Annotated in this window: 25 protein-coding genes; 13 read left to right on the plus strand and 12 right to left on the minus strand. The window is 47.2% G+C overall.

Annotated elements, in window-relative coordinates:
• Window positions 1-199: 199 nt before the first annotated feature.
• A complete protein-coding gene (locus tag ACI49J_RS07195) occupies window positions 200-1,333 on the minus strand; it encodes an arginine deiminase family protein (RefSeq protein ID WP_012020833.1) in 1,134 nt (377 codons plus the stop codon).
• Between the two features lie 340 nt (window positions 1,334-1,673).
• Between ACI49J_RS07195 and ACI49J_RS07200 the strand changes: the two genes are divergently transcribed.
• The 3 genes from ACI49J_RS07200 to ACI49J_RS07210 all read left to right on the plus strand — a co-directional run bounded on the left by ACI49J_RS07200 (window position 1,674) and on the right by ACI49J_RS07210 (window position 5,856).
• On the plus strand, window positions 1,674-3,236 hold the full coding sequence (locus ACI49J_RS07200; RefSeq protein WP_409366327.1) for an APC family permease: 1,563 nt from the start codon (window positions 1,674-1,676) through the stop codon (window positions 3,234-3,236).
• Between the two features lie 6 nt (window positions 3,237-3,242).
• The gene (locus ACI49J_RS07205) at window positions 3,243-3,896 is read left to right on the plus strand and encodes an IS6-like element ISSte1 family transposase (protein WP_011182870.1); all 654 of its coding nucleotides are present in this window, start codon (window positions 3,243-3,245) and stop codon (window positions 3,894-3,896) included.
• A gap of 481 nt (window positions 3,897-4,377) precedes the next feature.
• Window positions 4,378-5,856 (plus strand): ammonium transporter, encoded by a 1,479-nt coding sequence (locus tag ACI49J_RS07210; protein ID WP_193453384.1) that lies wholly within the window; start codon window positions 4,378-4,380, stop codon window positions 5,854-5,856.
• Window positions 5,857-5,862: 6 nt separating this feature from the next.
• On the opposite strand, the gene ACI49J_RS07215 is transcribed toward ACI49J_RS07210, so the two are convergent.
• From ACI49J_RS07215 to ACI49J_RS07235, 5 genes are read right to left on the minus strand one after another with little or no spacing between them, the layout of a single operon-like run.
• Window positions 5,863-6,231, minus strand: coding sequence for a DUF488 domain-containing protein (locus ACI49J_RS07215; protein ID WP_048060017.1), 369 nt, complete (start codon window positions 6,229-6,231; stop codon window positions 5,863-5,865).
• A 50-nt stretch (window positions 6,232-6,281) separates the two neighbouring features.
• Complete coding sequence (locus ACI49J_RS07220) at window positions 6,282-7,085, minus strand: ABC transporter permease (RefSeq protein WP_012020830.1); 804 nt, start codon at window positions 7,083-7,085, stop codon at window positions 6,282-6,284.
• Window positions 7,073-7,990, minus strand: coding sequence for an ABC transporter ATP-binding protein (locus tag ACI49J_RS07225; RefSeq protein ID WP_240255298.1), 918 nt, complete (start codon window positions 7,988-7,990; stop codon window positions 7,073-7,075). The genes ACI49J_RS07220 and ACI49J_RS07225 overlap by 13 nt, the downstream gene beginning before the upstream one ends.
• Window positions 7,987-8,382, minus strand: coding sequence for a PadR family transcriptional regulator (locus ACI49J_RS07230; RefSeq protein WP_240255300.1), 396 nt, complete (start codon window positions 8,380-8,382; stop codon window positions 7,987-7,989). The genes ACI49J_RS07225 and ACI49J_RS07230 overlap by 4 nt, the downstream gene beginning before the upstream one ends.
• Before the next feature lie 39 nt (window positions 8,383-8,421).
• Window positions 8,422-8,979, minus strand: coding sequence for a hypothetical protein (locus ACI49J_RS07235; protein ID WP_240255301.1), 558 nt, complete (start codon window positions 8,977-8,979; stop codon window positions 8,422-8,424).
• Window positions 8,980-9,184: 205 nt separating this feature from the next.
• Here ACI49J_RS07235 and ACI49J_RS07240 point away from each other — a divergent pair, with 205 nt between their 5' ends.
• The 4 genes from ACI49J_RS07240 to ACI49J_RS07255 all read left to right on the plus strand — a co-directional run bounded on the left by ACI49J_RS07240 (window position 9,185) and on the right by ACI49J_RS07255 (window position 11,211).
• The gene (locus tag ACI49J_RS07240) at window positions 9,185-10,561 is read left to right on the plus strand and encodes an MFS transporter (protein ID WP_240255303.1); all 1,377 of its coding nucleotides are present in this window, start codon (window positions 9,185-9,187) and stop codon (window positions 10,559-10,561) included.
• A gap of 157 nt (window positions 10,562-10,718) precedes the next feature.
• Window positions 10,719-10,823, plus strand: coding sequence for an AbrB/MazE/SpoVT family DNA-binding domain-containing protein (locus ACI49J_RS07245; protein WP_240255305.1), 105 nt, complete (start codon window positions 10,719-10,721; stop codon window positions 10,821-10,823).
• Between the two features lie 11 nt (window positions 10,824-10,834).
• Window positions 10,835-10,960 carry a hypothetical protein gene (locus ACI49J_RS07250; RefSeq protein ID WP_275691997.1) on the plus strand — a complete coding sequence of 42 codons (126 nt, stop codon included), beginning with the start codon at window positions 10,835-10,837 and terminating at the stop codon, window positions 10,958-10,960.
• Window positions 10,957-11,211, plus strand: coding sequence for a PIN domain-containing protein (locus ACI49J_RS07255; protein WP_240255307.1), 255 nt, complete (start codon window positions 10,957-10,959; stop codon window positions 11,209-11,211). Before ACI49J_RS07250 ends, ACI49J_RS07255 begins: the two co-directional genes overlap by 4 nt.
• A gap of 145 nt (window positions 11,212-11,356) precedes the next feature.
• Here ACI49J_RS07255 and ACI49J_RS07260 read toward each other — a convergent pair whose 3' ends face one another.
• From ACI49J_RS07260 to ACI49J_RS07280, 5 genes are read right to left on the minus strand one after another with little or no spacing between them, the layout of a single operon-like run.
• A complete protein-coding gene (locus ACI49J_RS07260; RefSeq protein ID WP_240255309.1) occupies window positions 11,357-11,668 on the minus strand; it encodes a hypothetical protein in 312 nt (103 codons plus the stop codon).
• Between the two features lie 38 nt (window positions 11,669-11,706).
• Entirely contained in the window at window positions 11,707-12,840 is a 1,134-nt protein-coding gene (locus ACI49J_RS07265; protein WP_240255311.1) for a protein kinase domain-containing protein, read from the minus strand.
• A gap of 29 nt (window positions 12,841-12,869) precedes the next feature.
• On the minus strand, window positions 12,870-14,207 hold the full coding sequence (locus ACI49J_RS07270; protein ID WP_240255313.1) for an ATP-binding protein: 1,338 nt from the start codon (window positions 14,205-14,207) through the stop codon (window positions 12,870-12,872).
• Window positions 14,208-14,211: 4 nt separating this feature from the next.
• A complete protein-coding gene (locus ACI49J_RS07275; RefSeq protein WP_404809761.1) occupies window positions 14,212-14,718 on the minus strand; it encodes a hypothetical protein in 507 nt (168 codons plus the stop codon).
• Between the two features lie 37 nt (window positions 14,719-14,755).
• The gene (locus tag ACI49J_RS07280) at window positions 14,756-15,853 is read right to left on the minus strand and encodes an MFS transporter (protein WP_240255315.1); all 1,098 of its coding nucleotides are present in this window, start codon (window positions 15,851-15,853) and stop codon (window positions 14,756-14,758) included.
• Window positions 15,854-15,971: 118 nt separating this feature from the next.
• Here ACI49J_RS07280 and ACI49J_RS07285 point away from each other — a divergent pair, with 118 nt between their 5' ends.
• From ACI49J_RS07285 to ACI49J_RS07305, 5 genes are all read left to right on the plus strand, one after another.
• The gene (locus tag ACI49J_RS07285; RefSeq protein ID WP_240255317.1) at window positions 15,972-17,408 is read left to right on the plus strand and encodes an MFS transporter; all 1,437 of its coding nucleotides are present in this window, start codon (window positions 15,972-15,974) and stop codon (window positions 17,406-17,408) included.
• A gap of 45 nt (window positions 17,409-17,453) precedes the next feature.
• Window positions 17,454-18,212, plus strand: a complete 759-nt coding sequence (locus ACI49J_RS07290) for a hypothetical protein (protein ID WP_240255319.1) — start codon at window positions 17,454-17,456, stop codon at window positions 18,210-18,212.
• A 71-nt stretch (window positions 18,213-18,283) separates the two neighbouring features.
• The gene (locus ACI49J_RS07295; protein WP_240255321.1) at window positions 18,284-19,381 is read left to right on the plus strand and encodes a nitric oxide response protein; all 1,098 of its coding nucleotides are present in this window, start codon (window positions 18,284-18,286) and stop codon (window positions 19,379-19,381) included.
• On the plus strand, window positions 19,359-19,976 hold the full coding sequence (locus ACI49J_RS07300) for a helix-turn-helix domain-containing protein (protein ID WP_240255323.1): 618 nt from the start codon (window positions 19,359-19,361) through the stop codon (window positions 19,974-19,976). The genes ACI49J_RS07295 and ACI49J_RS07300 overlap by 23 nt, the downstream gene beginning before the upstream one ends.
• Before the next feature lie 49 nt (window positions 19,977-20,025).
• The gene (locus ACI49J_RS07305) at window positions 20,026-20,571 is read left to right on the plus strand and encodes a class I SAM-dependent methyltransferase (protein ID WP_240255325.1); all 546 of its coding nucleotides are present in this window, start codon (window positions 20,026-20,028) and stop codon (window positions 20,569-20,571) included.
• 56 nt (window positions 20,572-20,627) lie between these two features.
• Here the strand turns inward: ACI49J_RS07305 and ACI49J_RS07310 are convergent, their stop codons facing one another.
• On the minus strand, window positions 20,628-21,146 hold the full coding sequence (locus ACI49J_RS07310; RefSeq protein WP_240255327.1) for an LOG family protein: 519 nt from the start codon (window positions 21,144-21,146) through the stop codon (window positions 20,628-20,630).
• A gap of 110 nt (window positions 21,147-21,256) precedes the next feature.
• Between ACI49J_RS07310 and ACI49J_RS07315 the strand changes: the two genes are divergently transcribed.
• The gene (locus tag ACI49J_RS07315) at window positions 21,257-22,399 is read left to right on the plus strand and encodes an MFS transporter (protein WP_240255330.1); all 1,143 of its coding nucleotides are present in this window, start codon (window positions 21,257-21,259) and stop codon (window positions 22,397-22,399) included.
• The last annotated feature ends 12 nt before the right edge of the window (window positions 22,400-22,411 follow it).

The raw sequence follows: 22,411 nt of genomic DNA on the forward strand, positions 1-22,411 counted from the left end.
AAAATTAAAAAGTCTTATTACAACCGTCGTTAACTACTGAAAACTTAATAATTGTACGGGTAACTACAGAACCTTAAGAATTAATTTTCTAATACTAATATTTTATGGAATTTATAGCCTTATTGGATTTATAAAAATATAAAAATAGTTTAGATAATTTTATGATAAAGTGCTTTTGATGTATTGAAGCACTTAGATTTCAATACTTTTGCAGTGGGAGTGTCATGCATCTAGGACCGCTCCGCTCTCCGCCCTCCTTTATAATTTCATTTCCTTTGAATGTTATAATCTCTATACCCGCCTCCGTCATGAGCCTATTGGTCAGTCTGTTATGTTCATAGGCTATGATCTTGTTTTTACCTACTACAATAATATTACTAGCTAGAAGCCAATGTTCCCTCTCTTCAGCATAATATTCAGCATTCCCTATATTGACAATCCTTAGATCGTGACCCAAATAATCCTTCATCACTTCGCTGAGAACCCTATTGTCCCGCACTATCTCCTTCCCTTTATATAGGTAAACGCTCGATTTATCAAGAAGAGACTTGTAATAGACTATAACGTCCTGGGCTGGGATACCCATAACAGTGTCTAAATGACCTATACCCTTGTTGGGATGAAGTTCTGGTGTGTCCAGCTTTACCAGTATAGCCTCATCAATTTCTCCACTCTCCATGAGTTTAGGGACAGTGTAACTAAGTCCTAACCCACTACTTCTGGTTCCAAATCCCATGAGAAGCCTCCCGTCTAGTGGAAAGAAATCTCCTCCCTCGAAGAATCCTTTTTCCACTTTCAATACATTTTTAGGTTTAAGTATCGCGGTGAAGATCTCTGGCTCCCTTCTTCTCGACTCCCATCTCATCTTTCCAGAGACATACGTGCCTCCCAGTACCATCCCTGGATCCCTTGTAAACATGATATTAACTAATGGTTTTACGCAAAATTCTTCATTTTCGGGAATTAAGACGTTGGCTCCCATTTCCTTTGCCTCCTTAGCAGTCAGGCCGGAGATCAGTATCTCGGCCATCAACTCTTTATCGAGGTTGTCTAGTAAAATATCACACTCGCTACTAGACTTTATTAGAGCGACCAATTCTTCCTCCTTAAGCTTCATGACCTCTTCCCTCAGGTTTATGACCTCAGCTCCGTTCTCCCTTAACTTCTTCACAAACTCGTCGTGCTCCAGTTTCAGCTCTACTGGATCGGGAATTTCTGCATATTGTAGCTCGTAAAGCGTCTTTGGAGTTAACCTAGTTTTCTCATTTCCTGGAGTTGCCACGACTACTTTCCTAAGTGGGCTATACTCTGCCTTAACCTGGACCTGTATCATTAAATGGTGCTTTAGGAAAAGGTTAAAATTTATTCCTCTCAATATTCTAATATTTATTCATTATTCAAGATACTGCATCTAGAAAAGGTTAAATATAATTTAGATAACAACGCCATATACTTTAAAATAATTTAGATTCTTTCCCGATATCCATCATGGTAATATGCTAGGAACTCTTATCGTTGTTAAGGAGAATGTGTTACATCTGATTCCATTTAATTAAAACATGTATAGCCAGTTCATTGTTGATCCATTCTTATTAATGAATACTTTTCATATTTCTACTTATATTATTATACTCTTTTTATGTAGAAAATAAAGAACTTTTTAGGGGAGTCAATTGAATTTTGAACCAATGGCAAGCGGTAAAGAAGATCAAAAAGGAATTAAGGGTTCCCTTTTTGCAAGGGAGTCCTCAGGTTTAGTCAGGGAAATAAACTGGCTAACTGCCATGTTTATTAGCATGGGCTTCATTGCATTCTACGTCCTTCCAATATCCTACCTATCGGGTCTCTCAATCTCTCCGAACGGGCTTGTGGTTATTGGCGCCCTACTCAGCTGGATAGTTCTTCTCCCCCACGGTTATTTATGGACAAAAATAAGCGAGAAATTTCAGAGAACTGCTGCAGATTACGTTTTTGCGAGTAGAGTGTTACATCCTGCTATCGGAGTGGGAACAGGGCTTGTCTTCGGCATCTCCCAGATGATATTTGACGCTGCCATAGTTTACGATGGCGTGGGCCAGCTACAGACAGGTTTTTCGGCACTGGGGACAGATTTTGGAGGCTCCTACACGTCATTGGCAACTACCTTAGGGAACCCCTTCACAATTCTCGCGATAGGAGCAATTACCTTCACAGGAGTAATTGCAATAAACATCTTTCTGCCAAAGTATACCAATCAAATAATGGGTGGAATAACTATTGTAGCCTTAGTAACCTTTGTATTAACAGGGATACTGATGCATTACGTTACGCCCGCATCGATAACTGCGTCTGGATACGATTACAGCTCCATAGTGAAGGCGAGTTCTTCTGCGACACCACTCTTCAGCAATCCGATCTTAGCTACAATTGGTCTTATGGTGTTCACTGCGAGTTTCCTTCCATTTGTTAATGGAGCCACTTCAGTCGCTGGGGAGGTCCGAGGGGGAAGTAAGGCGTTCAGGATCGGAGTACTAGCAGCTCTTGTTGTTGCGGGTCTGCTAATAACCTTCTTCATCTCTTCGTCAGTTAGTACGCTTACTTCAGAGTTTTTCATAGGAGCTGGAGTCTTGGGACCGAACTATTCTAATCTCCTAAACCCAATATTTGATGTAGTAGTGAGTTTCAGGAACTTGCCTTTAGATCTCTTTCTTGTGATAGGGTCTTACTTCTGGTACCTTGCCATAATGTTCGCTGTCGCCCTCTTCGTATCTAGGTATTTTATGGCTGTGGCCTTTGACAAGGCCCTACCAACAATTGTCTCATATGTTAGTGAGAGATATCATTCCCCTGTGGTGGCACATCTGATCGACGAAGCAATAACAATTGGTAGTCTCACCGTTATCACTGTCACACCTCTCAGCTCTGCCTTCTTTTATGGCATGGATACTGCTGATGCCATGGCTCTGCTCTTCGGCTTCATAGTGGTCATTCTGGCGTCCATAGTCGCATCAATCAGAAGAAATGGATTAGAACTAAAGGGAAACAGGGCCGTAATACTAGGAATATCCATTGCTGACCTAATAGTCATGAGTGTATACGGTTTCTATTGGTTTGGAAATTCCACAATTTACCTAGGAATAAACATGAATCCGGTCACCTGGCTCATAGTCTCTTCTCCTTTCATTGCGTGTGTGTCCAACAATATTGCTAAATTAGACAAAATAATATTTAAGGGTCAGGACGGGTCTATCACGTGAGCAGACGTGAAGAGGAGCGTACCTCTTCCCGTCCTGACCCAGGTAATGATCTACCTTCTCCAACTTAATAACCTTAAGCCCCGGTTCTGGTCCCTTCAGGAGTTGGCGGAAGCGTTAGCTAGTTATTTCCTTGGACTATCCCTCAGGAGGTTCAGGGTCCCGAGGAGCACGGTTCACTATTATTGGAGAAGAGCGACGAGGACGACGCTCGACCTCCCCTTGACCGGGGAGTACGCGGTGGACGAGACGAAGGTACTTCTGGTGAAGGGGGTGATGTACTACCTGTGGGTCGTGAGGGACGTCAACACGGGAGTTATCCCGTTCTTCATGATCACGAAGGCCAGGTCGGGCCTCGACGTGATTATCCTCGTGAAGCGAGTGAGGCAGGTGGAGATAAGGACGAGAGGAGAGTTCCTGAGGGCCAAGTACATACACGACGGCCTCCCCGCGTACAACTTCCTCTCGATAGCGGGGGTCGACCACGAGCACGTCACCTTCGGGATTAGGAACAGGGTTGAGCAGGTGTTTAGAACCGCGAAGCATAGGCTCTCGACCATGGACTTCCACTTCCCGTGGAACGCGAGCAAGAGAAGCCTTGAATCCTGGTTCTCGGCCTTCTTCACGGTCTACAATCTATTGGAAATTTGGAGGGAGAAATAAATTGTTGGACACACACTTCATTGCTGGAATAATCATTTACTTCGTAATGAGATGGTACAGGCTAAGAAAAGAGGATATCGATATCAAATACTCATTCCAGGAAATTCCGCCAGAGTAGAGAAGAATCTTAATCTTTTTTAATATACATTTCTTACATGCCTCCTGCCTTTTATTATAAGGCTCCTTGTGTACCCGGTTACATGATTCATAGAAAAGGCGCAGATCGTGGTTCAAAATAACTTTAGATCAAAGAAATTAATAATATAATAGAAATTGAGTAACGTCATGATAAAAGAGATTATATTTAAACTATAACTAACAAGGTTTTGGAAATAACCTGATATCTATTTAGTCACGCCGTCCTCTTGTCCAGAGAAAAGATTAAAAGTCATCAATAACTTAATCTTACTTCAGAAAACTATTCATTTGGAATTGTCAGTATATTTTTTAGCTATTTAACAAGATCCCTCTCGAGAAAAAAATGAAAAAAGTCCTGTTAGGTATACTCCTGATTCCTCTCCTGTTAGGTTTAAGTGTTTTAGGGGCTACAAATTCCACCCTAGAACAGTTAAATTCCACAGTTACTGCCTTAGCAAATCACACGGCGGATTATCCTGCAGTGGCAGTTCCCTCCTGGCTAGATACTGGAAGTAACGCATGGATGCTCACCGCAGCGACTTTTGTGGGACTTCAAAGCGTGCCAGGCGTTGCCCTATACTACGCTGGCCTATCCAAGAAAAAGTATTCCATAAATAGTGCGATGATGGTTTTCTACGCCTTCGCTGCAGTTCTAGTAGTGTGGATGATTGCGGGATACAATTTCGGATTTGGAAAGCCTCTCCTCGAGATAAACGGATTTGGAATTCTCGGGTCCCCTACACCTGCAACTTCCGGACTCTATGAGGGTTCTCAGACCATTTATGGGCCTGCAAACACTCCGCTCGACATACCCACCTCGACTTATATCTTCTTCCAGTTCGTCTTCGCGGCCATAACCCCTGTTCTCTTGGCTGGTGGAGTTCTGGAGAGAATGAACTTCAAGGCGTGGATGGTGTTTGTGCCCCTCTGGTCCCTCCTAGTTTACAGCCCTGTAGCTTACTGGCTATTCGCTGGTGGTTGGTTGAACCAGCTCGGTGCTGTGGACTTCTCTGGGGGATACGTTATCCACGTGGATGCTGGCGTGGGAGCTCTCGCGGCTGCTCTGGCAGTAGGACCAAGAGTTGCCTCTGAGAGGAAACTTGAGGCCCACAGCTTACCCCTAATTCTCGCAGGTGCGGGACTTATCTGGCTAGGATGGGATGGATTCAACGGTGGCGATCCAGGAGGGTCCACGATAGATGCCGCAATAGCTGTCCTTAACACTAACATAGCTACTGCAGTGAGTGCCATAACTTGGATGTTGATGGACATGAAGTTCTTTGGAAAGCCTTCCCTCATTGGCGCAACATCCGGTGCCATAACCGGACTGGTGGCGATCACGCCGGCAGCTGGTTACGTCAATGGCTCCTACTCCATGTTAATAGGGATTGCGTCTGGTTCCCTGCCTTGGTTGGCACTATACAAGTTGGAGCCCAGGCTTAAGGTAGATGACAGCCTTGGCGTCTTCTCTACCCACGGTATTGCGGGAATTGTGGGGGGAATACTCACTGGAGTATTCGCTGATCCAAACGTAACTAAGTACGTGGATCCTGCCCTAGTGGGAGCCCTGTATGGCAACGTAGCACAGGTGGGTATTCAGGCTCTTGGTGCACTGGTAGTTTTCGTGTATGACTTCGCCGTAACGTATGGACTCTTGAAGGCTATAGGACTATTCATACCGCTCAGGGCACCTCCAGAGGAGTTGAAGGTCGGAGATTACGCAATGCATGGAGAGAGAGCCTACGCTGAAGTGGTGGCGACTGAGGGAAAGGGAGAGGAAGTCAAGGAGGAAGTTAAGGATAAAGAAGAAAAGAAAGAGTGACGTTTTTTATTTAAGCCCTTTTCCCCTACTTTTCAGTTCCTCTTCCACGTATTCCTTCAACACGACTGCGTTGTTTCTTTCCCTGTCCCTGGCTGAGAATAGGAGCGTCACATCCCTGTTACTGGCAAGCTCCACTAGATCCTTCACGGCGGGGTTGTTTCTCAGCTCATCTAGATATCTTCGCTTGAACTCTTCCCACCTTCTAGGATCGTGACCAAACCACTTCCTCAGCTCATCTGAAGGAGCGACTTGCCTCATCCAGAGGTCAATCTTGGCCTCCTCTTTCCTGAGTCCCCTGGGCCACAGCAAATCAACCAATACCCTGACTCCATCGTCGCTCGAGGCCTCGTCGTATACCCTTTTGATCTTTATCATGTGATGTAAAGAGATGTACAAGTATAAGTTAACCTACCCTCACTGTTTAGTTAATACTCGCTCAAGGTTCCCTTTCTCCTGGACCTGTTAAAGGAGTAAAGGTAGAACCATCCACCCAGCGGTAAGAGAACTGCGTTGAAGAGCACGAGAACTAACACGATCTCCCCCACTCCGCCTATTCCGTAACCGTCTAACATTGTGAGTCTGAGACCGTTTAGGGCCCAGGTTAGGGGTATGGCTAGGCTAATCTCCTTTATCCAGCTTGGCAATACCGTGACTGGAAAAACCGTCCCCGACATCAGCGTGGTAAAGGTAGAGAAGAAGAAGGAGATTGGGTTTCCCTGCTTCACCAACATGGTGAAACCTGCAGAAATCATTGAGAGCCCCAGGGCAGATGACAGGAGTAGGGCGAAAACTACCAAGGTTGATACTGGATTAATCTCGAAGTGAACATGTAGCATCTCCCCAATCCCCAGGATGACTCCCGCATTAACGGAATTTATTGTGAAACCCCACAACGCGGAGTAAACAAGAAAGGAGAGAACTCCACCCTCTGATAGCACGTAGTACTCTATGGTGCCGTAAAGCTGTTCGTTTCTAAGTCTCTGACTTATGGTGGTTATGGTTGATGACACGTAACCTTGAAACGCCAGTCCAATTACCACGAATGCCGTGTAGTTCGTAACGCCCGTGAAGTTCTCAAGGTCTCCGCCCAAGGAAGTGCCCACAAAGTAGTAGGTGAAAACGGGTAGGACCCACGATAGAACGTTTAGAACCATCTGAGTCTTGTAACTGCTCCAGATCCTGAATCCTCTCAGGTAGATGTAGGCATATAACTTGGTTAGGATGCCCATCTTCTCCAACCTCCACCTCCCCTAGATCTGTTGGTCGTGGAATCCGCTTCATCCGTGAGAGACACGAAAACGTCCTCCAACGTGGCGGGTTCCCTTCCAACCTCATCTCCCTCGACGTTGAAGTGCTCCGGGACCCGTACCAAGAAGTACTGATCTGATAGCCCCACAACGAATTTTCTCAGCCTCGCATCGGATGACCTTGTTCTAACCAACTTCATGGTTCCCACCTTCTCCTTTAATTCCTGGGGAGAACCGCTGGCAACTACACGACCCCTGTTCAGGATCACTACCCTCTGGGCAAGGTCCTCTACCTCGGCCATGTTATGCGACGTCATTAGTACGGTCTTTCTCTTGGCTAACCCCTCAACTAGCCTACGAAATTCCCTCGAGGAGATTGGGTCCATTCCTAGAGTTGGCTCGTCCATGAGGATCACGGGAGGGTCGGTGATCAATGCCCTGGCAAGAGCCAGTTTTCTGGCCATCCCAGTACTATACTTCATGTAAGGGATGTCCTTCCACTCCAGGAGTCCTACCATTTCCAAGAGTTCCTTCGCCCTTGACCTTGACTCTCCTAGGGAAAGACCTTGGATCGACGCGAAGAACATGAGGTTCTCTATTCCCGTGAGCCTATAATAGAAGGCCCTCTCGCTGACAGTCATAACGCCCAGTAATTTCCTGACGACGTTGGCCTCTTTAACCACGTCATGACCCTCCACCCTGGCCTCTCCACTATCTGGAATTATTAAGGTGGAAAGGATCTTTACAAGGGTAGTCTTTCCTGCCCCGTTATGTCCCACAAGTCCACATATCTCACCCGTCTTCACCTCGAACGTTACATCGCTCAATGCGTGAATCTCTTTCCCCTTCACTTGGAAGGTCTTCGAGAGGTGGGACACATCTATCACTTGAGAATCGCCTCCATCTCCTCGAGGATCCCCTTCAATTTCTCCTTGAGATCTGGGGTGAGGAGATCCCTATTGTCTAGGAGATACCTAACGTTATACTCCAGGTCTCCTATTACTACCTCCAGGCTTCCCTGAGGCGAGAGCAACCTCCTCCCCTTTTCCGTGATTGCGTAGTAACGCTGTGACCTTTCCACCTTTGATACCGTGATGAGACCCTCTGACTCCATTTTATCCAGTGCCGGATAAACCGCTCCTGGAGAGGGCCTCCAGATACCCTGCGTGACCTTCTCGATCTCCCTCATTATCTGGGCTCCTGTCATCTCCCCCTTAGAGTCCAGAAGCGTTAGAATAAGGTTCGCGAGCCCTCTCTTCCTATGCCATTGGCCAAACATGATATCAAATACGATATCGAAAATATTAACGTTTGAGGGCTAGTACCAGGTAGCAACTCTCGAGTTCTTTTCTCCTTCCCTGAAGGCAACATAGGTAACAATGAAACCTATGGTCAAGGCCAGAGCTGCTATGGCAAGTACGTCCACAATGGAAAAGTCACTGCTGTCGATGGCTCTACGTACGCTCTTCCAGGCAGAGAAAAAGCCTGAGATGTATTCCCAAGCATCAAAGATCGTGACCACTGCGTCATAAATGGTGATAAGACCCGAGGTCCAGCTATGGGTCCTTGAGAATGCCATGGCCGAGGTTACTGTCGCGATAATCCCCCAGATTATGAACGTAAGGCCAAAGAACAGGAAACTGAAGGAAAAGAGGAAAATGAAGGTAGAGAATGAGAGATAACCTAGGTAACCCAGTATTAGGGTAAGGGCGAGCAAGACCATGTAGCCCATGGGAAGGAAACCGCCGAAGAAGTAGAAGATAGAGCCCAACGTCCTCCTTGCCCTAAATATCTGTCCCGCGTTGTAGCTGTTCCATAGGGATATCAGAATATCAATCACGATGAAAATGATTGATATAATGAGACCAATATCCATGACCCTAGACCTGAGCCCTAGAATAAAAGTCTGATCGAGATCTGCGATTTCTCTGTTGAAAATATAGCTTCTAGATCATGATTTTACAAAACCTTTTTGTCCAAGCAGATATCATATACATAAACTATATAGCAACTAGAGAGTTATAGAGTCATATATTGATTATATACAGAATGCTAAAAAATATAGAAAATACGTTAGATGTATGAAGGATGTATTTAAACCGTTAGACGAGAAAAGGCTTTCCTTTTTCCACGTTAAGTCGCTCATAACCACGGGCATGGGTGTTTTCACCGATGGATATGACCTTTCCTCCATTGGTATTGTCCTCCTACTGGTCCTGTCGGAGTTCGGAATAACGTCAAAGAGCCCAGATTACGTTTCCCTTACCGCGGCAATTTCCGGATCTGCGCTGGCAGGGGCTGCAATAGGTGCCATAATGTTTGGTTTGCTGTCTAACCAGGGAAGGAAGAAGTTTTACGGGATCGACGTAGCTCTCATGACAGTGGGGGCCCTCTTACAGGCCTTCGTCACAGATCCTACAGAGTTGATAATAGTTAGGTTCCTTCTAGGAATAGGTGTCGGTGCCGACTACGTTCTATCTCCCATAATCATGGCCGAGCACGCCAACGCTAAGGACAGGGGAAAGATAATTGCTCTAGGCTTTGGTTTGTTTTGGGGGTTTGGCGCGACGCTAGCAGCTATTCTATATCTCGCCCTACAGGCAGCAGGGGTACCTCCTTCACTAGTCTGGAGAATTGTGCTAGCAGCAGGTGCGATACCCTCAGCTTCTGTGATCTATCTACGAAGAAAGATTCCTGAAACTGCTAGGTTCCTTGGGAGGATAAGGGGAGATACTGAAGGTGTTAAGGAAGTGATTAGGGAAGTCACGAGAACTGAGGTAAATCTCACCTCTAATCTCAAGGATAATACTAGCTTCAGCGAATATTTCAGGAGGAACTGGGCACTTTTCCTCTCGGCATGTATGCTTTGGTTCCTCTTTGATATTGTGGCGTACTCGGGAATATTGTTTGGTCCAAGCCTCATTGCGAGCAGCCTAGGAATTAATTCAGGAGTATTTCAACTTTTAATTGAAGGAGCCTTCACCATACCTGGAGGGATAATAGCTCTCTCCTTGATTGACAGAGTTGGAAGGAAACCACTGCAGGTTGTGGGATTCGTGGTAATGGCAGTTGCCTTAATGTCCTTCGCCTTTTACAAGAGTTCAGCTGGGACATCTTTCTCACCTGTTATAGCCTTCTTCCTTTACGGACTGCAGAACTTGGGATCTCAGGCTGGACCTGGCTCAGTATCCGCATCAGGAATTCTTGGGGTAGAGCTTGCCCCAACCAAGGTAAGAGGACTGGTGCAGTCACTAACAGTGGCATCAGGAAGAATAGGAGCTACTCTGACATCCTTCGTCTTTCCATCACTTTTCCATGAGTACGGCGAGTCGTTTGCTGTGTATTTCCTTGCAACCATAGCGGCAATTGCTGCGGTCATAACTTTAGTAGCCATACCTGAAACGAAGAGGAAACCATTGGAAGAGTCTTCTAGGGAAGTAAGTATAGAGACTACGTGATTTTATCGCTTTAGAACTTTTTTGTATTTCCAGTCATGTTCACACATTCTTGGATTGCACGAACTGAAGCATGTCACAGTCAGGCTTCCTTGTCATGAGTCCAACTTTTCTTCACTCTTTAGCAAGACCTTTAACTTAGTCTGACTAATTAACAATGATGAAGACACAAGTAAAATTGGGCAAGAAATACATGATAAGGATTCCCAAGGGGATTGCTGAGGAATTGGATCTCAAGGAAGGGACCAGGTCATTCTTAGGGTGAGGGGAGACGAAATGATCCTGAAACCCATTAGGGATCCTGTGTGGCTGGCAATTCACGGCAAGAAGTTCGCCACCATATCGCCCGAAGAAGTGGAAAGAATTAGTGAGGAAGAACAGTCCAGGACCGAGGGGGAATGAGGGTTCTTCTCGACACCAGCTTCGTTCTCCCCGTGTTGGGGGTTGAGGTTAAGGGCACGGAGAGCTCTCTGGAGAGGTTCTCCTCCCACGAGGTCTTTTTCTCCGAGATATCTATGCTCGAGGCCCTTTGGGTGCTCAAGAAGATGAGCAAATCCGGAACTCGGGTGGACATGAAAAGGGTGAAGGAAGGGCTCCTCAGCCTCTCAGGCTTCAAACGCGTCAAAACTCCCCTTAGGGTGTTCTCTACCTAACGAGGCTGAACCAGGATAGACATAGGGACATGATAGACCTTACCCTTTACTTCACAGCCCTTTCCCTCAACATGAAATTCCTTACCCTGGATAAGGAGCTCGAGAAGATAGACGACAAAGGTGTCATCATCCACGATCTCCCGCCCTAGTACACTAGTGACGTAAAGAAGTTAAAAACCTCTAAGGTACTAGGCCTCTTGTCCCTATTCTCTGACGTCATATCCTTAATGAACTTCACTATCCTTGAGTCTAGACCAACAATCTCAAGGGTAGAGTAATCCCTCAACGTGTACACAGAGTTGTCCAGGCCTCCGCCTCCTAGCGCCTTCTCCATGAAGGGTATCATGGGGGAATTAAGGTACCTTTTCGTGAGAAGGTAATAGATCGTGGCCCCCAGGGAGTACACGTCGTCCCGTGGATTGACCCCACCCTGTCTCGTTGAGGCTACCTGTTCCAACGACGAGTATTCCAGGGTAACTCCTGGAGGAACTCCTCCTATCTTTTAACCGCCGATCCCAGATCTGCGAGCTTGGGGTTGACCTCCCTCCTCTTCATTCTCTCGTATAGCTCGCCCGCTGTAGGGGGAGGTTCCCTGTCTAGAAGGATGTTCGATGGCTTCACGTCACAATGAACGTAACCCTTTTCATGTATTTTGAGCAAACCGCTGGATATCCTTGAAATTATCATGAAAACCGCGGTCTTCCAGTTGTCAGAGTAAAACTGGACGTCGTCCTTAACTAATCTACTCACAGATCCTCCTGCCATGAACTCCATAAGTATCATGGGTGGATACTCTAGATAGTATCTAGGTTCAGTCAAGGCCCTCCTCACTGAGTCCCGATCCAAATGAACGCCAACAAGTTTAACTAGGTAGGGGGAGTCGCTCAACTCTAGGAGGGCACTCTGCTCCTTGAACAGGTCATCTAGGACATTGATCACGTTTCTAGTTAGACCTGAGGTGGAGGACTGGGCCAGTTTTGGTATCTTGAGTGCCACAACTCCTCCGGGAGAGGAGGCTTTCATGACGTAACTGAAACCCCCTTCGCCGAGAAATTCCATCACCTGATAGCCGTAGAGGTTCCTCCCAACCCATACTGACGGATCCCAGTCACTCAAGGATAGGTGTGGCTCCACGTTTATGATCGACCTCTTACAAATTCCCGAGATGCATACCTCAACTTCAGCCACTCCACGCTCGGTGATATCAATCCTATACTCCCCTGGACCTATACGCGATGGGGTTAGAGGAGTTCCGTTCAATTTAACTGAAATCGTGTCAGGGTCACTATATCCTAGAAGCTTGACCAGTAAGGAATTCTTATCCAGGGAGAGGGAAATATCGAAATCTATGAGGGGAACATTTTCCGTCTTCACGATTCTCCTCCCTCCATAAATGGCCTCCACGCTAACCCTGTGAACTCCTGGAGGAGAGGAGACCTTACACAGGTAGTTCCCCCTGGTGCCCGTGGGCAGACATGAGACTAGCTTACCGTCCCAGGTCACAAGAAGTTGATCCACATCAACTGGAATCTCCGTGAACAGGAAGGTGTCACTGAAGAAAAGATGAAGGATGACATCAAATAGATTTCCAAACTTCCTTGAGCTCCATTTAATCCTGGGATTAAGCACCTGATAAAAATAGATGGGCCAAATTTGAGCTAAGCTGTGCTCTCTACAGGGGTTTGCCCTGCACCAGGTAAATCTTGAAGGGGTCTAACTATCTCCCTGAGAATTTCACCATCCCCTCTAAGTATACGCACGGCCTCGAAGGTTGAGATCTCAATTTTGGTCACGGAGCTGGGCACCTTCAACTTGACTGAGTTAGTGATCACGAACCTCTTACCCACGGGATAATTCTTTTTCTCATGCTCCACCGTCCTTACCTCGGATAGAAGGTTGATCTCATCATCGCTCTCCCTGTCATCATTCATGAGCTTTACCTGACCCAGTACCGCCTGTTCGTCCTTCACGAAGAATATCCCCACCACCATGAACTTACCATTGGCCTCAACCCTTTTCCCCCTTGGATGGACGTAAGAGATACCCATCTCCTTTCCCTCGGATGACAGAACCTCCCTCACCATCTTCTCCATCTCCCTTGAGTCTTCTTCAGGGTTCTTAAGGGAGTGTGAGCTTCTCAGTTTCTCCCTGAAACAATCCAGGTTATCCCCACATTCCCTCTCAAAATTCTCAACTTGTGATTTCACGTACTGCAACATGGAACTGACTGTGTTGAGTTCTCCCCCACTCCATAGGGAGTATATGATGGGGAAGAGGTCCTCTGCTAGGGGATGACAGTAAGCATCTATGATTTCCTTGATGTCCTCCTGGGTAAGCACCGTATCGAGGGATACCCTGCTTTCATCCAATCTTCTTCTCACGGCCAAATCGGTAACCTTACTGTAGGAATCTGTGGGAATTGCCATGATCACTGGAATACCGAGACCAGCGTTAATCAGCCTGTGGATCTTGGGTATGTGAGAGTCCCTCACCTCATCTACCATGAGGTTAACGTCAGTCACGTTCTTCAGGTCCCCGAGGAACTTCAACATTCCGTCAAAGTCCTTGGGGTAATTCGAGCAGAATAGCCTGAGATGTATGTCGTCATACTTATTGCAGACCTTGAGTAACCAATCCTCTAGCTTAACACCAGTTAGCCTCTTGAGGAAACCGTAACCTAGCTTGCTAGCTTTGCTCCTAAGAGTGGGGAGAACTAGTTCCCTTATCTTGAATTGGTCCACCTTACCCCAGAACTCGTCCTCAATTTCTGCCTTACTGGCTAGGTCTAGGAAGAAGGTGAGACCTGGAGCTTCCTCCTGAGTCTTCCTGAGGATGGTGGTCTTTCCCATTCCAGGTTGCCCTATCACTGAGGCAATGTCCTTATTCTTGACCGCAAGTAAGGTCTTCTCAAGATATCTCCTGTACGTTGGTCCAGCCAGAACTATGTTCTTAGCGTTCCACGTGGTTACGGTAACCTTGGGTACAGTACATATCATGTTCCTACCTCTTTCTCTTGACTATCCCGTAAATGGAACCCTTTCTTACGTACCCCTCGTCCCCTCCGGCGATTAGGTCATAACGGCTCTCTATGTGGTCGCGGAGGGTCGAGTAGAACTCCTCCTTACCCAAACCCATCTCCACACGAATCGCCTGAAGATGGGCATAGCCCAGGTTATCTCTCACCCTTTCATAGATCTCGTCAAAGGAATCTGTACTAACCTTGGTTCTCTCTAACAGGTATTCTTGTAATTTCCTTATCTCATCCCTCAGGTTAGAGATCTCCTTGAGCACTTGATCCAACTTATCGAGAGATGGCTCGTAAGCTTTCCCACCCTTAACGGGGATAGATCTTATCTTTCCCTGTTCCTCTAGCCTCTTGAGGACTTCCTCTAGTTCCTCTCCCTGGAACTTCTTCTTCAAACGGGACACGGTAACTGGTTTACCGTCGTAGAGTCTCTGGATCTCGTTAAGGACGTCACTATCCTGGACCATGTTAATTAGCTTCATGGAATTACCTTAAATACCGGAGTATACCGTATTACCCCTACCTCCTCACGGTTTCAGGGAGACCGATAACCGAACCTAACACCAGTAAAGACGATGCAATCAACGCAATTCCCAGGTCATCCTTGAGCCCAAAGGGCATCAAAAGGACTATGCTAACCCCGAAACCTCCGCCTACAAGTCTACCCAGGAAAAACACCAGGTTTGTTCCAGTGGCCCTCATCTCAGGCGGAAAGACCTCACTCATCCAGACCCCGAAATACGCGAAGAATGAGGAACCAATCATGAGCATGATCAGGGAAATGCTCAGCAAAAGGGAGTTGGCAGTGAGTAACATTAGGAGAGAGAACGGGACTGAGATAGCGATGAATAGGAAGGTGGTCCGTTTCCTTCCAATCTTGTCCGAGATTCTCCCTGCTATGGTGAAGCTGATCATGCCCACTGCCAACGCAATCGAGATGATAAGAAAGGCATCTAACCTGAGTGAAGAAAGTAGTGTGAAGGAGAGCGAGACCAAGGGAACCACAAAGAGGAAGGAGCCTACGGCAAAAATCGATCCGAGTATAAGCACCTTGAAGATGCTTACCTTTCTTGAGGTAGAGTGACTTCTCCGCGTTGATTCAGGAATAAGAAACCAGAGGATAAACGAGACCAGTGACACGAGTCCTAGAGATAGGAAGTAAATCTCTAGATTCCTAAAGAGAAATGCCCATAGCAGGCCCAAGAGACCCCCTATAAAGTACAATCCCTGCATCACACTCCCCACAAATCCCCTATACCTTGGGGGAGAGAGCTCCGCCGCGTAGGCGTAACTGATTCCGTTTTCACCATTAACGCCAAAACCTATGAGAAACCAGAGGACGTAAATCAGGAACAAGCTCTTCACAAAGGCATTCAAAAGAAGGGGGACCACGAATAAGACGATGGAAACCAGAAGAGAGAGCCTCCTGCTCCACCTATCGGCTAACACGGAGAGGGCAACTCCGCCTATGGAACCCCCTATCCAGCTTAATGGAACGGTAAAGTATACTCCTTGCCCGTAAATCGAGGAAAGAGAGGGCAAGACAAAGCTAATGGAGTAAACGGATAGGGCAGCCAAAAGGAAAATGAAAAGGAGGGAGATAATGGCCTTTAACATATGGACATGAATGAATTATCTCAAGATAAATTTTCGCAATGAGACGCACTGGGCGTTCTCGTTAACTCGTTAATCATCTGAAACCAAAGGATTTAAGGATTGAACTCGAATTAAAGCTATGAATAGATCGATTATTCTCTTTGTCCTAGTGCTGGGAACGTTAATGGCTGCCGTAGATTCAACCGTCGTCCTTTTGGCTCTTCCCACGATCACCACCGACTTAAGGACTAACCTCGATCTCGCCATTTGGACGATCTTAATTTACCTGTTGGTGGTCGCAGTGATGACAACTCAGCTTGGAAGGATTGGGGACATCTTGGGAAGATCTAGGATGTATAATCTAGGTTTCGCAATTTTCACAGTTGGATCTGCACTCTGCGGTTTATCTCCTACCGCCGACACGTTGGTGGTCTTTAGGGCTGTACAGGCCTTTGGAGCCTCCATGCTTCAGGCCAATTCTGGGGCAATCATAGCTGACACCTTCCCTCCAAATCAAAGGGGAAGGGCTTACGGTTACACCTCCATAGGCTGGAACGTGGGGGCAACGCTGGGGATAGTGGTGGGTGGAATCCTGACAACCCTAGTTGGATGGAGATACATCTTTTACATCAATGTTCCCATCGGAATTGTGGCAATCCTTCTAGGGGTAAAATACGTCAAAGACGTTCAAGAGAGAAGGAAGCAAAAACTTGACATTCCAGGAATGGTCCTATTGCTAGCTGGACTTTCAGCAATAACCTATGGAGCGTCTGACATGGCTGGGAGAGGCATAGATCTGTTTAACGGATCTCTAATCGGTGTGGGGGCAATATTAATTGCGGTGATGTTGGCTTACGAGAGGAGGGCTGAGAACCCCATAATTGACCTGAAGGCATTTCAGAACAGGGTGCTCTCCTTTTCCATATTGGCGTCCTTTTTCCAGAGCACCGGATACCTCTCTGTGGTTTTCGTGATCATCATGTACCTCCAGGGAATTAGGGGTTTGAGTCCGCTGAACGCTTCGCTTTTACTTGTCCCAGGTTACGTGGTTGCCAGTGCCCTAGGTCCCATTGCTGGCAGGCTTTCCGATAAAATAGGTGCTAGGATACCGGCTACGCTGGGTATAGCGATGATGATGGGGGCCATACTAGTTTACCTCACACTCACGGTTACTACCCCACTGTACGTAATCATTATAGCCTCAGTTATAGGTGGTTTAGGTACAGCCATGTTCTATCCAGCAAACAACAGTGCAGTTATGGCAAACGCTAGGAGGGGGTTCTACGGAGGGGCTAACGGTCTTCTCAGGACTCTCGCCAATCTAGGAACGCTGTCCAGTTACGTTCTAACCCTAACTGTTGCGTCACTATCAATACCCAGATATGTGGCCTTCGAGGTGTTTCTAGGAACCACGAATCTGTTAGGTGGTGTGGAGCAGTCTTTCCTCAACGGTATTAAGGCAGCATTGGTGGTAGCGCTTTTCATCCTACTCGTGGCCCTAGTACTCTCAGCCTCTAGAGGGAAGGAGGTTAGGGTCGAGAAGATAGAGGGAACAACTAAACCTAGCACAACCTAACCTTTAAGGGTCATGTCTTATCTTTTCCTGCGAGAAAGTTTGCACATGCAGAGGACGAGAAATCACGCTGCATATTTCATGTTACTTTTGACTTACATACTAGCTCTAGCTGGTTCGCCCAAACCATTCCTTCTGCTCTTTGTTCCCCTTGTAGCGCTTCATGCCGTCACTGTGGACCTCACGTACAGTAAAATGTTGGCCAGAAAGCTCGGAAAGTTTGACGTGGGCCTGATGATCATTAATGCGGTTCCTTATCTTTTCTTCTTCAGACCTTACTTCTTGATTCCAGCCACGATATTCCTTCTTTCCATCGCCTTATCATACTCCAAGGTTAACGTGTTACCGCAGGTACTGGGAACGTTGGGTCTGTCCTCCTTGTTGTTACCTTGGATCTCCGTGGTCAAGAACGTGACCCTCCTGGACGTCTCAGTCTACATGGTGTGGTGTGCATACACCCTGGTGGAAGCACTCTACGTCGAGTATAAATTACCGTCCAGGAAAATTGGGGCTAATGTGGTTAGGGGAATGTGGGGCATTTCCCTGATCGTGACAGGAGCCCTCTCCCTTCTCTATCCTCCCCTGGCAATCAGTCTGATCGAGCCTAGCGTTAGATTCTTCAGACCTGGAGAAAAGTTGAGAAGTGCCTCAGAAATAAGGGATCTGGGAAAGAGGGGAAGCAAGAGGACCATAACCCTGTTCACGCTTTTGGTAATCACGTTAATTCTGTATCACGTTGTGGGAATAGTTGGCGCGACTATACCCTCGTTACCTCTTTTATCAGGACTTCATGGCACAGGTTCCTAGACCTCGGGAAACGATAGAACCCTAAAGGTTAAGGGTATTAATAGATATTTTGTTTTTCCCACACTGGACTCATGAAACCAGGATTTATATTGCTGATAATGGGGATCGCCCTCCTCCTTCTGGGCGGAATACCAGCAGTACTTAACTTCATGGATAATCAAGGCTTCCCTTACCCGCTTCCCACAACCTTCTTTCAGGCCCACTGGTTCTTGATGGTCTATGGTTTCTTTCTTCTGCTCATAGGAAACGAGTTACTTGTTGCCTTGAGTAACGAGTGGAGAGGGACCTCAGCTCCCACTTGGTTAATCGTGTCCTTTGGGATATTAACCTTGATATCGAATTTGCTTGACGAACTCAACAATCCTCTGTCCTATTACCTAGTGATCGTTACACTTGTTCTCGCCATGAACTACTCAAGGGTGTACCTCTCTCCCTCAAGGATTGGACTTAAGCCCACGGCCTACAATTACCTCCTTTTCTACACGCTTATCATTACCACGATTATCGTGAGTTTCCAGGCAGTCTTCGGCTTACCTTGGCTAGGATTGACCTTTCCAGCTCTAACCATTTTCGCGGTAATGAGCAGGGACCTGGGGCTCGTTCTTGGGGGAAAGAGAATTAATCAGGATGAAATGATCTTGGCATACGTTTCGCTAGCCCTAGGTATCTTGAGCTACGGTACCGTGGTCTCTCCGGCTCTCGTCGTGATAGGGTGGGCTTTATCACTTCACAGTTCGGGAATTCCTTGGTCAAGGGGGAGGCTCTATCCTAGGATAGCCTTAATCACTGCATGGACATGGCTCTTGATCTCCGCACTTGTGCAGGGAAATTACGACGCCTACATTCACTCCATTGCCCTCGGTTTCCTGTTTAACACGGTTTTTGGGGTCGACTCGGTCCTCATAGACATGCTCGTGGGGATCACGGGGAAGAGACTCAGTGTAAAACCATCTTACGTTCCCCTCATCCTACTCAACATGGGACTCGTAATGAGGGTTGCCTTCGATCTAGGCATAAGCTCACCCCTACTCCTCCTCTCCGCACCCCTACAGGGGATAGGGATACTATCATTTTACGTGCTCACCTTTAGGCAAGTAATTCCGCAGATGAGAAAGGTTGATAAGAATGAGACCCTTATTGTTAAGGGTGAAAGGACCACTAGAAGTTGAGCTATACGTTAGAAGGAGCGATTGCAGAGTAATGCAGGTAATGGGTGAGACGCATACCGTGATAGAGAAGGTATCACCGAGGACCGGGTTTACGGACCACCTCATAAAGACAGAAGTTACTCCAGAGCTTAAGAAGGAGCTAAGAGACAAGGGAGTCAGGGTAATTAACCTAGGGGATTCGAGGATATGGGCGAGGGCACCAAGCTGTTCAGCATGTAGGTTCTTTACGGGATCAGACGCCATGATACTGAACGCCTGGCCCCTAAGTAAGGACGAGATGGTGTATAGGTTACTGGTGCCCTCTATGGGGTACCTGAGGGAGTTACTGTCGGAGCTCAATAAGCTGAACATGAAACCCAGGGTTATGAAGTCGAGGGAGGCAACGGAAAATGATACCGGACTTACCCCAAGACAGTTACAGGCCCTCATGTTGGCCTACAAGAAGGGATTCTTTAACGTGGAGAGGAAGTCCTCCCTCACCGATCTGGCAAAGGTCATGGGAATAAAACCCTCGTCTGCCGAGGAGCTTCTTAGAAGGGCGTTACAAAAGGTCGTGGGGGAGTACCTAAAGAGCCTGGAGAAGGATGGTTCTTAGCCTTAAAGATTAGGGTCCATCCTTATATTCGAGGGAACAGATTAGTCAAGTGTCGTCGCTGTTTGAGAGCATTAATTCCTGGGAGTTCAAGCCGTATAGGAGGATGGGCGTCACCATAGATGAGGAGATGTTTTACGCCAAGATCCTCGCGAGATTTGTGGAGGGCCTAAGCCCTAGGAAAGTCCTGGATGTGGGTTGCGGGAACTGTCTTTTCAGTCTCGTTCTCAAGAAGAGTTTCCCCCACCTCGAGATCACCTCTCTTGATCTATGGAACGATGAGATTTCGGTGACTGAGGTCAGGGGCTATCTTAGGGACGTTGACACCAACCTCGTTCAGAACCTCTTCCCTTTGCCCTTTAGGGACGACCAATTTGACCTGGTATACGCTCCGCTTTACTTCTACAATGTGATAAAGAGCAAAAGGGATGAACTTGCCATGGAAATCTTTAGGGTATTGAGGAAAAACTCCTTCCTAATACTTGTGGACTTAGAAATCGTGAGAAACCTCAGGAGGAGCTTTCTGAAGGCAGGGTTCGTCGAGAGGAACTATTACGCAAATCAGGGAGTATTCTTCTCATTAATGCAAAAGACTTGAGTCAGCCTTCTTTTTCTCCTCACAACTCAGCTGAAACACGGATCATCATTACCCAACTACACATCTTTGCCATAATATTTCTTGCAGATCTCCCTTGCCATCATCTCAGGATCGTCAAAATAGTGGATCTCCCCAAACCCCCTCTCATCGAGTCTGTCTGGAAAGGCTTGAGCCAACCTATCCGTGCTCTGACCGGTTCCGGTCAGAACGTAAACCGCCTTGCCCATGGCGTAGGCCATCATTATCTCGGTCATGGTTCCCGTCTCTCCCCCAAGGCTGACTAGGATATCTCCCGATCTGGCTATGAAAACCGACCTGCACCTGGGATCGCATCCCGTGTCAATCCTGATGACCTCGCTTGGCATAATGACATGCTCGACTCCCTCAGGGATTATTGCGACAACCTTGTGTCCATCACGTATGGCCTCGTCGACAACAACAGCCATCAGACCCCAGTAACCGCCTAGGATAAAGACCTGCCTGTTGCACTTGGTCATGGTACTAACGAACCTTCTTGCCTTCTCCTTGAGCTCATCCTTTGGCTCTGTTCCCAGGGCAGCTATGGCAATTTGCATGGTTATTGAATGTATACTGAATATATAAAAAATAGTGTTTCTAGTATCATCGGACTGCGCGGAAAGGGTCAAGGTGTGAACGCATCTAGGTCTGAACAACATTTAATCCCATGGCTCAACTTCAGGGCATGGACAGGAGATTTTTCCTGGCTACAGGCCTAGTCACAATGCTGTTCAATTCCGTGTATCAGTACTCATGGAACGCCTTCTTTCCGTTGCTCGTGAAGGGTTTCCATGCATCTCCAAGCTCCGTAGAGGTCGGCTTTGCACTGTTCGTGATTTCCTCGACGTCATTTCAAGTGTTAGGTGGAAGGATTTCAGACCTCAGAGGACCTAGAGTGATGGGTTCCCTTGGTGTTCTCGCCTTCTCCTTTGGCCTTATCCTGAGTTCGTTGACACCAAGTCTCCCTCTCTTTTACGCCACCTGGACCCTAGGTAGTGTAGGTGAAGGAGTTCTTTACGGGATTTCCTTGAACCTAGCCATCAAGTGGTACGCGGAAAGAAGGGGGTTGGCCTCAGGTCTAGTTTCCATGGGCTTCGGCTTAGGGGGAGCCCTAGCCAATCCCCTTATTGAGCTCTCCAACAATTTCAGAAGTTCCATGTTAGCAATTGGCGTCGCCTCTTTGATCCTTCTTCCGCTCTTTCTTCTCTCAAGATACCCAAGCGATATGAGGGGTTCACCTCCAGGGGAGACCTTGAGGGAGACCAAGTTTTGGCTCATCTACGTATCCTTCGTTCTAGCCTCTCTTCCCCTACTTGTCACCTCTTCTTCCCTAGGAGAACTGGGTCAGTACCTCAACAGCGTGGAATACACGATTGCCACCGTGTACTTTCCAATAGCTAGCGGAGTGGGAAGGCCTATCATGGGGCACCTCACAGACCGTCTCGGGAGATTAAGGGGAATAGATTACATGACTGCGGGTATCCTGATAGGAACATCCCTCGTGGTTATTGGGTTCCTGGGAAGAAACCTGCTCCTACTGGTAGGGGTAGCCCTGGTGGGAATAATGGGTGGGACTACATACCCCCTTTACTCAGCTCTAGTGGGAGACCTGTACGGGCCTAGATACTCCACCGCAAACACCTCCCTCCTCTACACTGGTAAGATAGTCTCAGGGGTTCTAGGAAGCCTAATCTTCTCCTCGCTATTCCAGTACAGTAATGTCCTTGGATTGAGTTTTATCATGGGGGCGACAGCCCTGTCTACGGTTTCGCTCACACTACTTCATAGGATCACAAGAGGAGCAAGTTAAAGTGAAAAGTGA

The organism is Metallosphaera sp. D4-4, from assembly GCF_046245145.1.
GTDB classification, from domain to species: Archaea; Thermoproteota; Thermoprotei_A; order Sulfolobales; family Sulfolobaceae; genus Metallosphaera; species Metallosphaera sedula.

What these genes read in the sequence shown, in the direction of transcription:
- ACI49J_RS07255 (WP_240255307.1), top strand. Translation starts at nt 10,957, where the DNA reads ATGAGGGTTCTTCTCGACACCAGCTTCGTTCTCCCCGTGTTGGGGGTT.
- ACI49J_RS07215 (WP_048060017.1), bottom strand. Translation starts at nt 6,231, where the DNA reads ATGATAAAGATCAAAAGGGTATACGACGAGGCCTCGAGCGACGATGGA.
- ACI49J_RS07230 (WP_240255300.1), bottom strand. Translation starts at nt 8,382, where the DNA reads ATGTTTGGCCAATGGCATAGGAAGAGAGGGCTCGCGAACCTTATTCTA.
- ACI49J_RS07195 (WP_012020833.1), bottom strand. Translation starts at nt 1,333, where the DNA reads ATGATACAGGTCCAGGTTAAGGCAGAGTATAGCCCACTTAGGAAAGTA.
- ACI49J_RS07310 (WP_240255327.1), bottom strand. Translation starts at nt 21,146, where the DNA reads ATGCAAATTGCCATAGCTGCCCTGGGAACAGAGCCAAAGGATGAGCTC.
- ACI49J_RS07315 (WP_240255330.1), top strand. Translation starts at nt 21,257, where the DNA reads ATGGCTCAACTTCAGGGCATGGACAGGAGATTTTTCCTGGCTACAGGC.
- ACI49J_RS07235 (WP_240255301.1), bottom strand. Translation starts at nt 8,979, where the DNA reads ATGGATATTGGTCTCATTATATCAATCATTTTCATCGTGATTGATATT.
- ACI49J_RS07270 (WP_240255313.1), bottom strand. Translation starts at nt 14,207, where the DNA reads ATGATATGTACTGTACCCAAGGTTACCGTAACCACGTGGAACGCTAAG.
- ACI49J_RS07280 (WP_240255315.1), bottom strand. Translation starts at nt 15,853, where the DNA reads ATGTTAAAGGCCATTATCTCCCTCCTTTTCATTTTCCTTTTGGCTGCC.
- ACI49J_RS07245 (WP_240255305.1), top strand. Translation starts at nt 10,719, where the DNA reads ATGAAGACACAAGTAAAATTGGGCAAGAAATACATGATAAGGATTCCC.
- ACI49J_RS07285 (WP_240255317.1), top strand. Translation starts at nt 15,972, where the DNA reads ATGAATAGATCGATTATTCTCTTTGTCCTAGTGCTGGGAACGTTAATG.
- ACI49J_RS07275 (WP_404809761.1), bottom strand. Translation starts at nt 14,718, where the DNA reads ATGAAGCTAATTAACATGGTCCAGGATAGTGACGTCCTTAACGAGATC.
- ACI49J_RS07295 (WP_240255321.1), top strand. Translation starts at nt 18,284, where the DNA reads ATGAAACCAGGATTTATATTGCTGATAATGGGGATCGCCCTCCTCCTT.
- ACI49J_RS07220 (WP_012020830.1), bottom strand. Translation starts at nt 7,085, where the DNA reads ATGGGCATCCTAACCAAGTTATATGCCTACATCTACCTGAGAGGATTC.
- ACI49J_RS07210 (WP_193453384.1), top strand. Translation starts at nt 4,378, where the DNA reads ATGAAAAAAGTCCTGTTAGGTATACTCCTGATTCCTCTCCTGTTAGGT.
- ACI49J_RS07290 (WP_240255319.1), top strand. Translation starts at nt 17,454, where the DNA reads ATGCAGAGGACGAGAAATCACGCTGCATATTTCATGTTACTTTTGACT.
- ACI49J_RS07240 (WP_240255303.1), top strand. Translation starts at nt 9,185, where the DNA reads ATGAAGGATGTATTTAAACCGTTAGACGAGAAAAGGCTTTCCTTTTTC.
- ACI49J_RS07250 (WP_275691997.1), top strand. Translation starts at nt 10,835, where the DNA reads ATGATCCTGAAACCCATTAGGGATCCTGTGTGGCTGGCAATTCACGGC.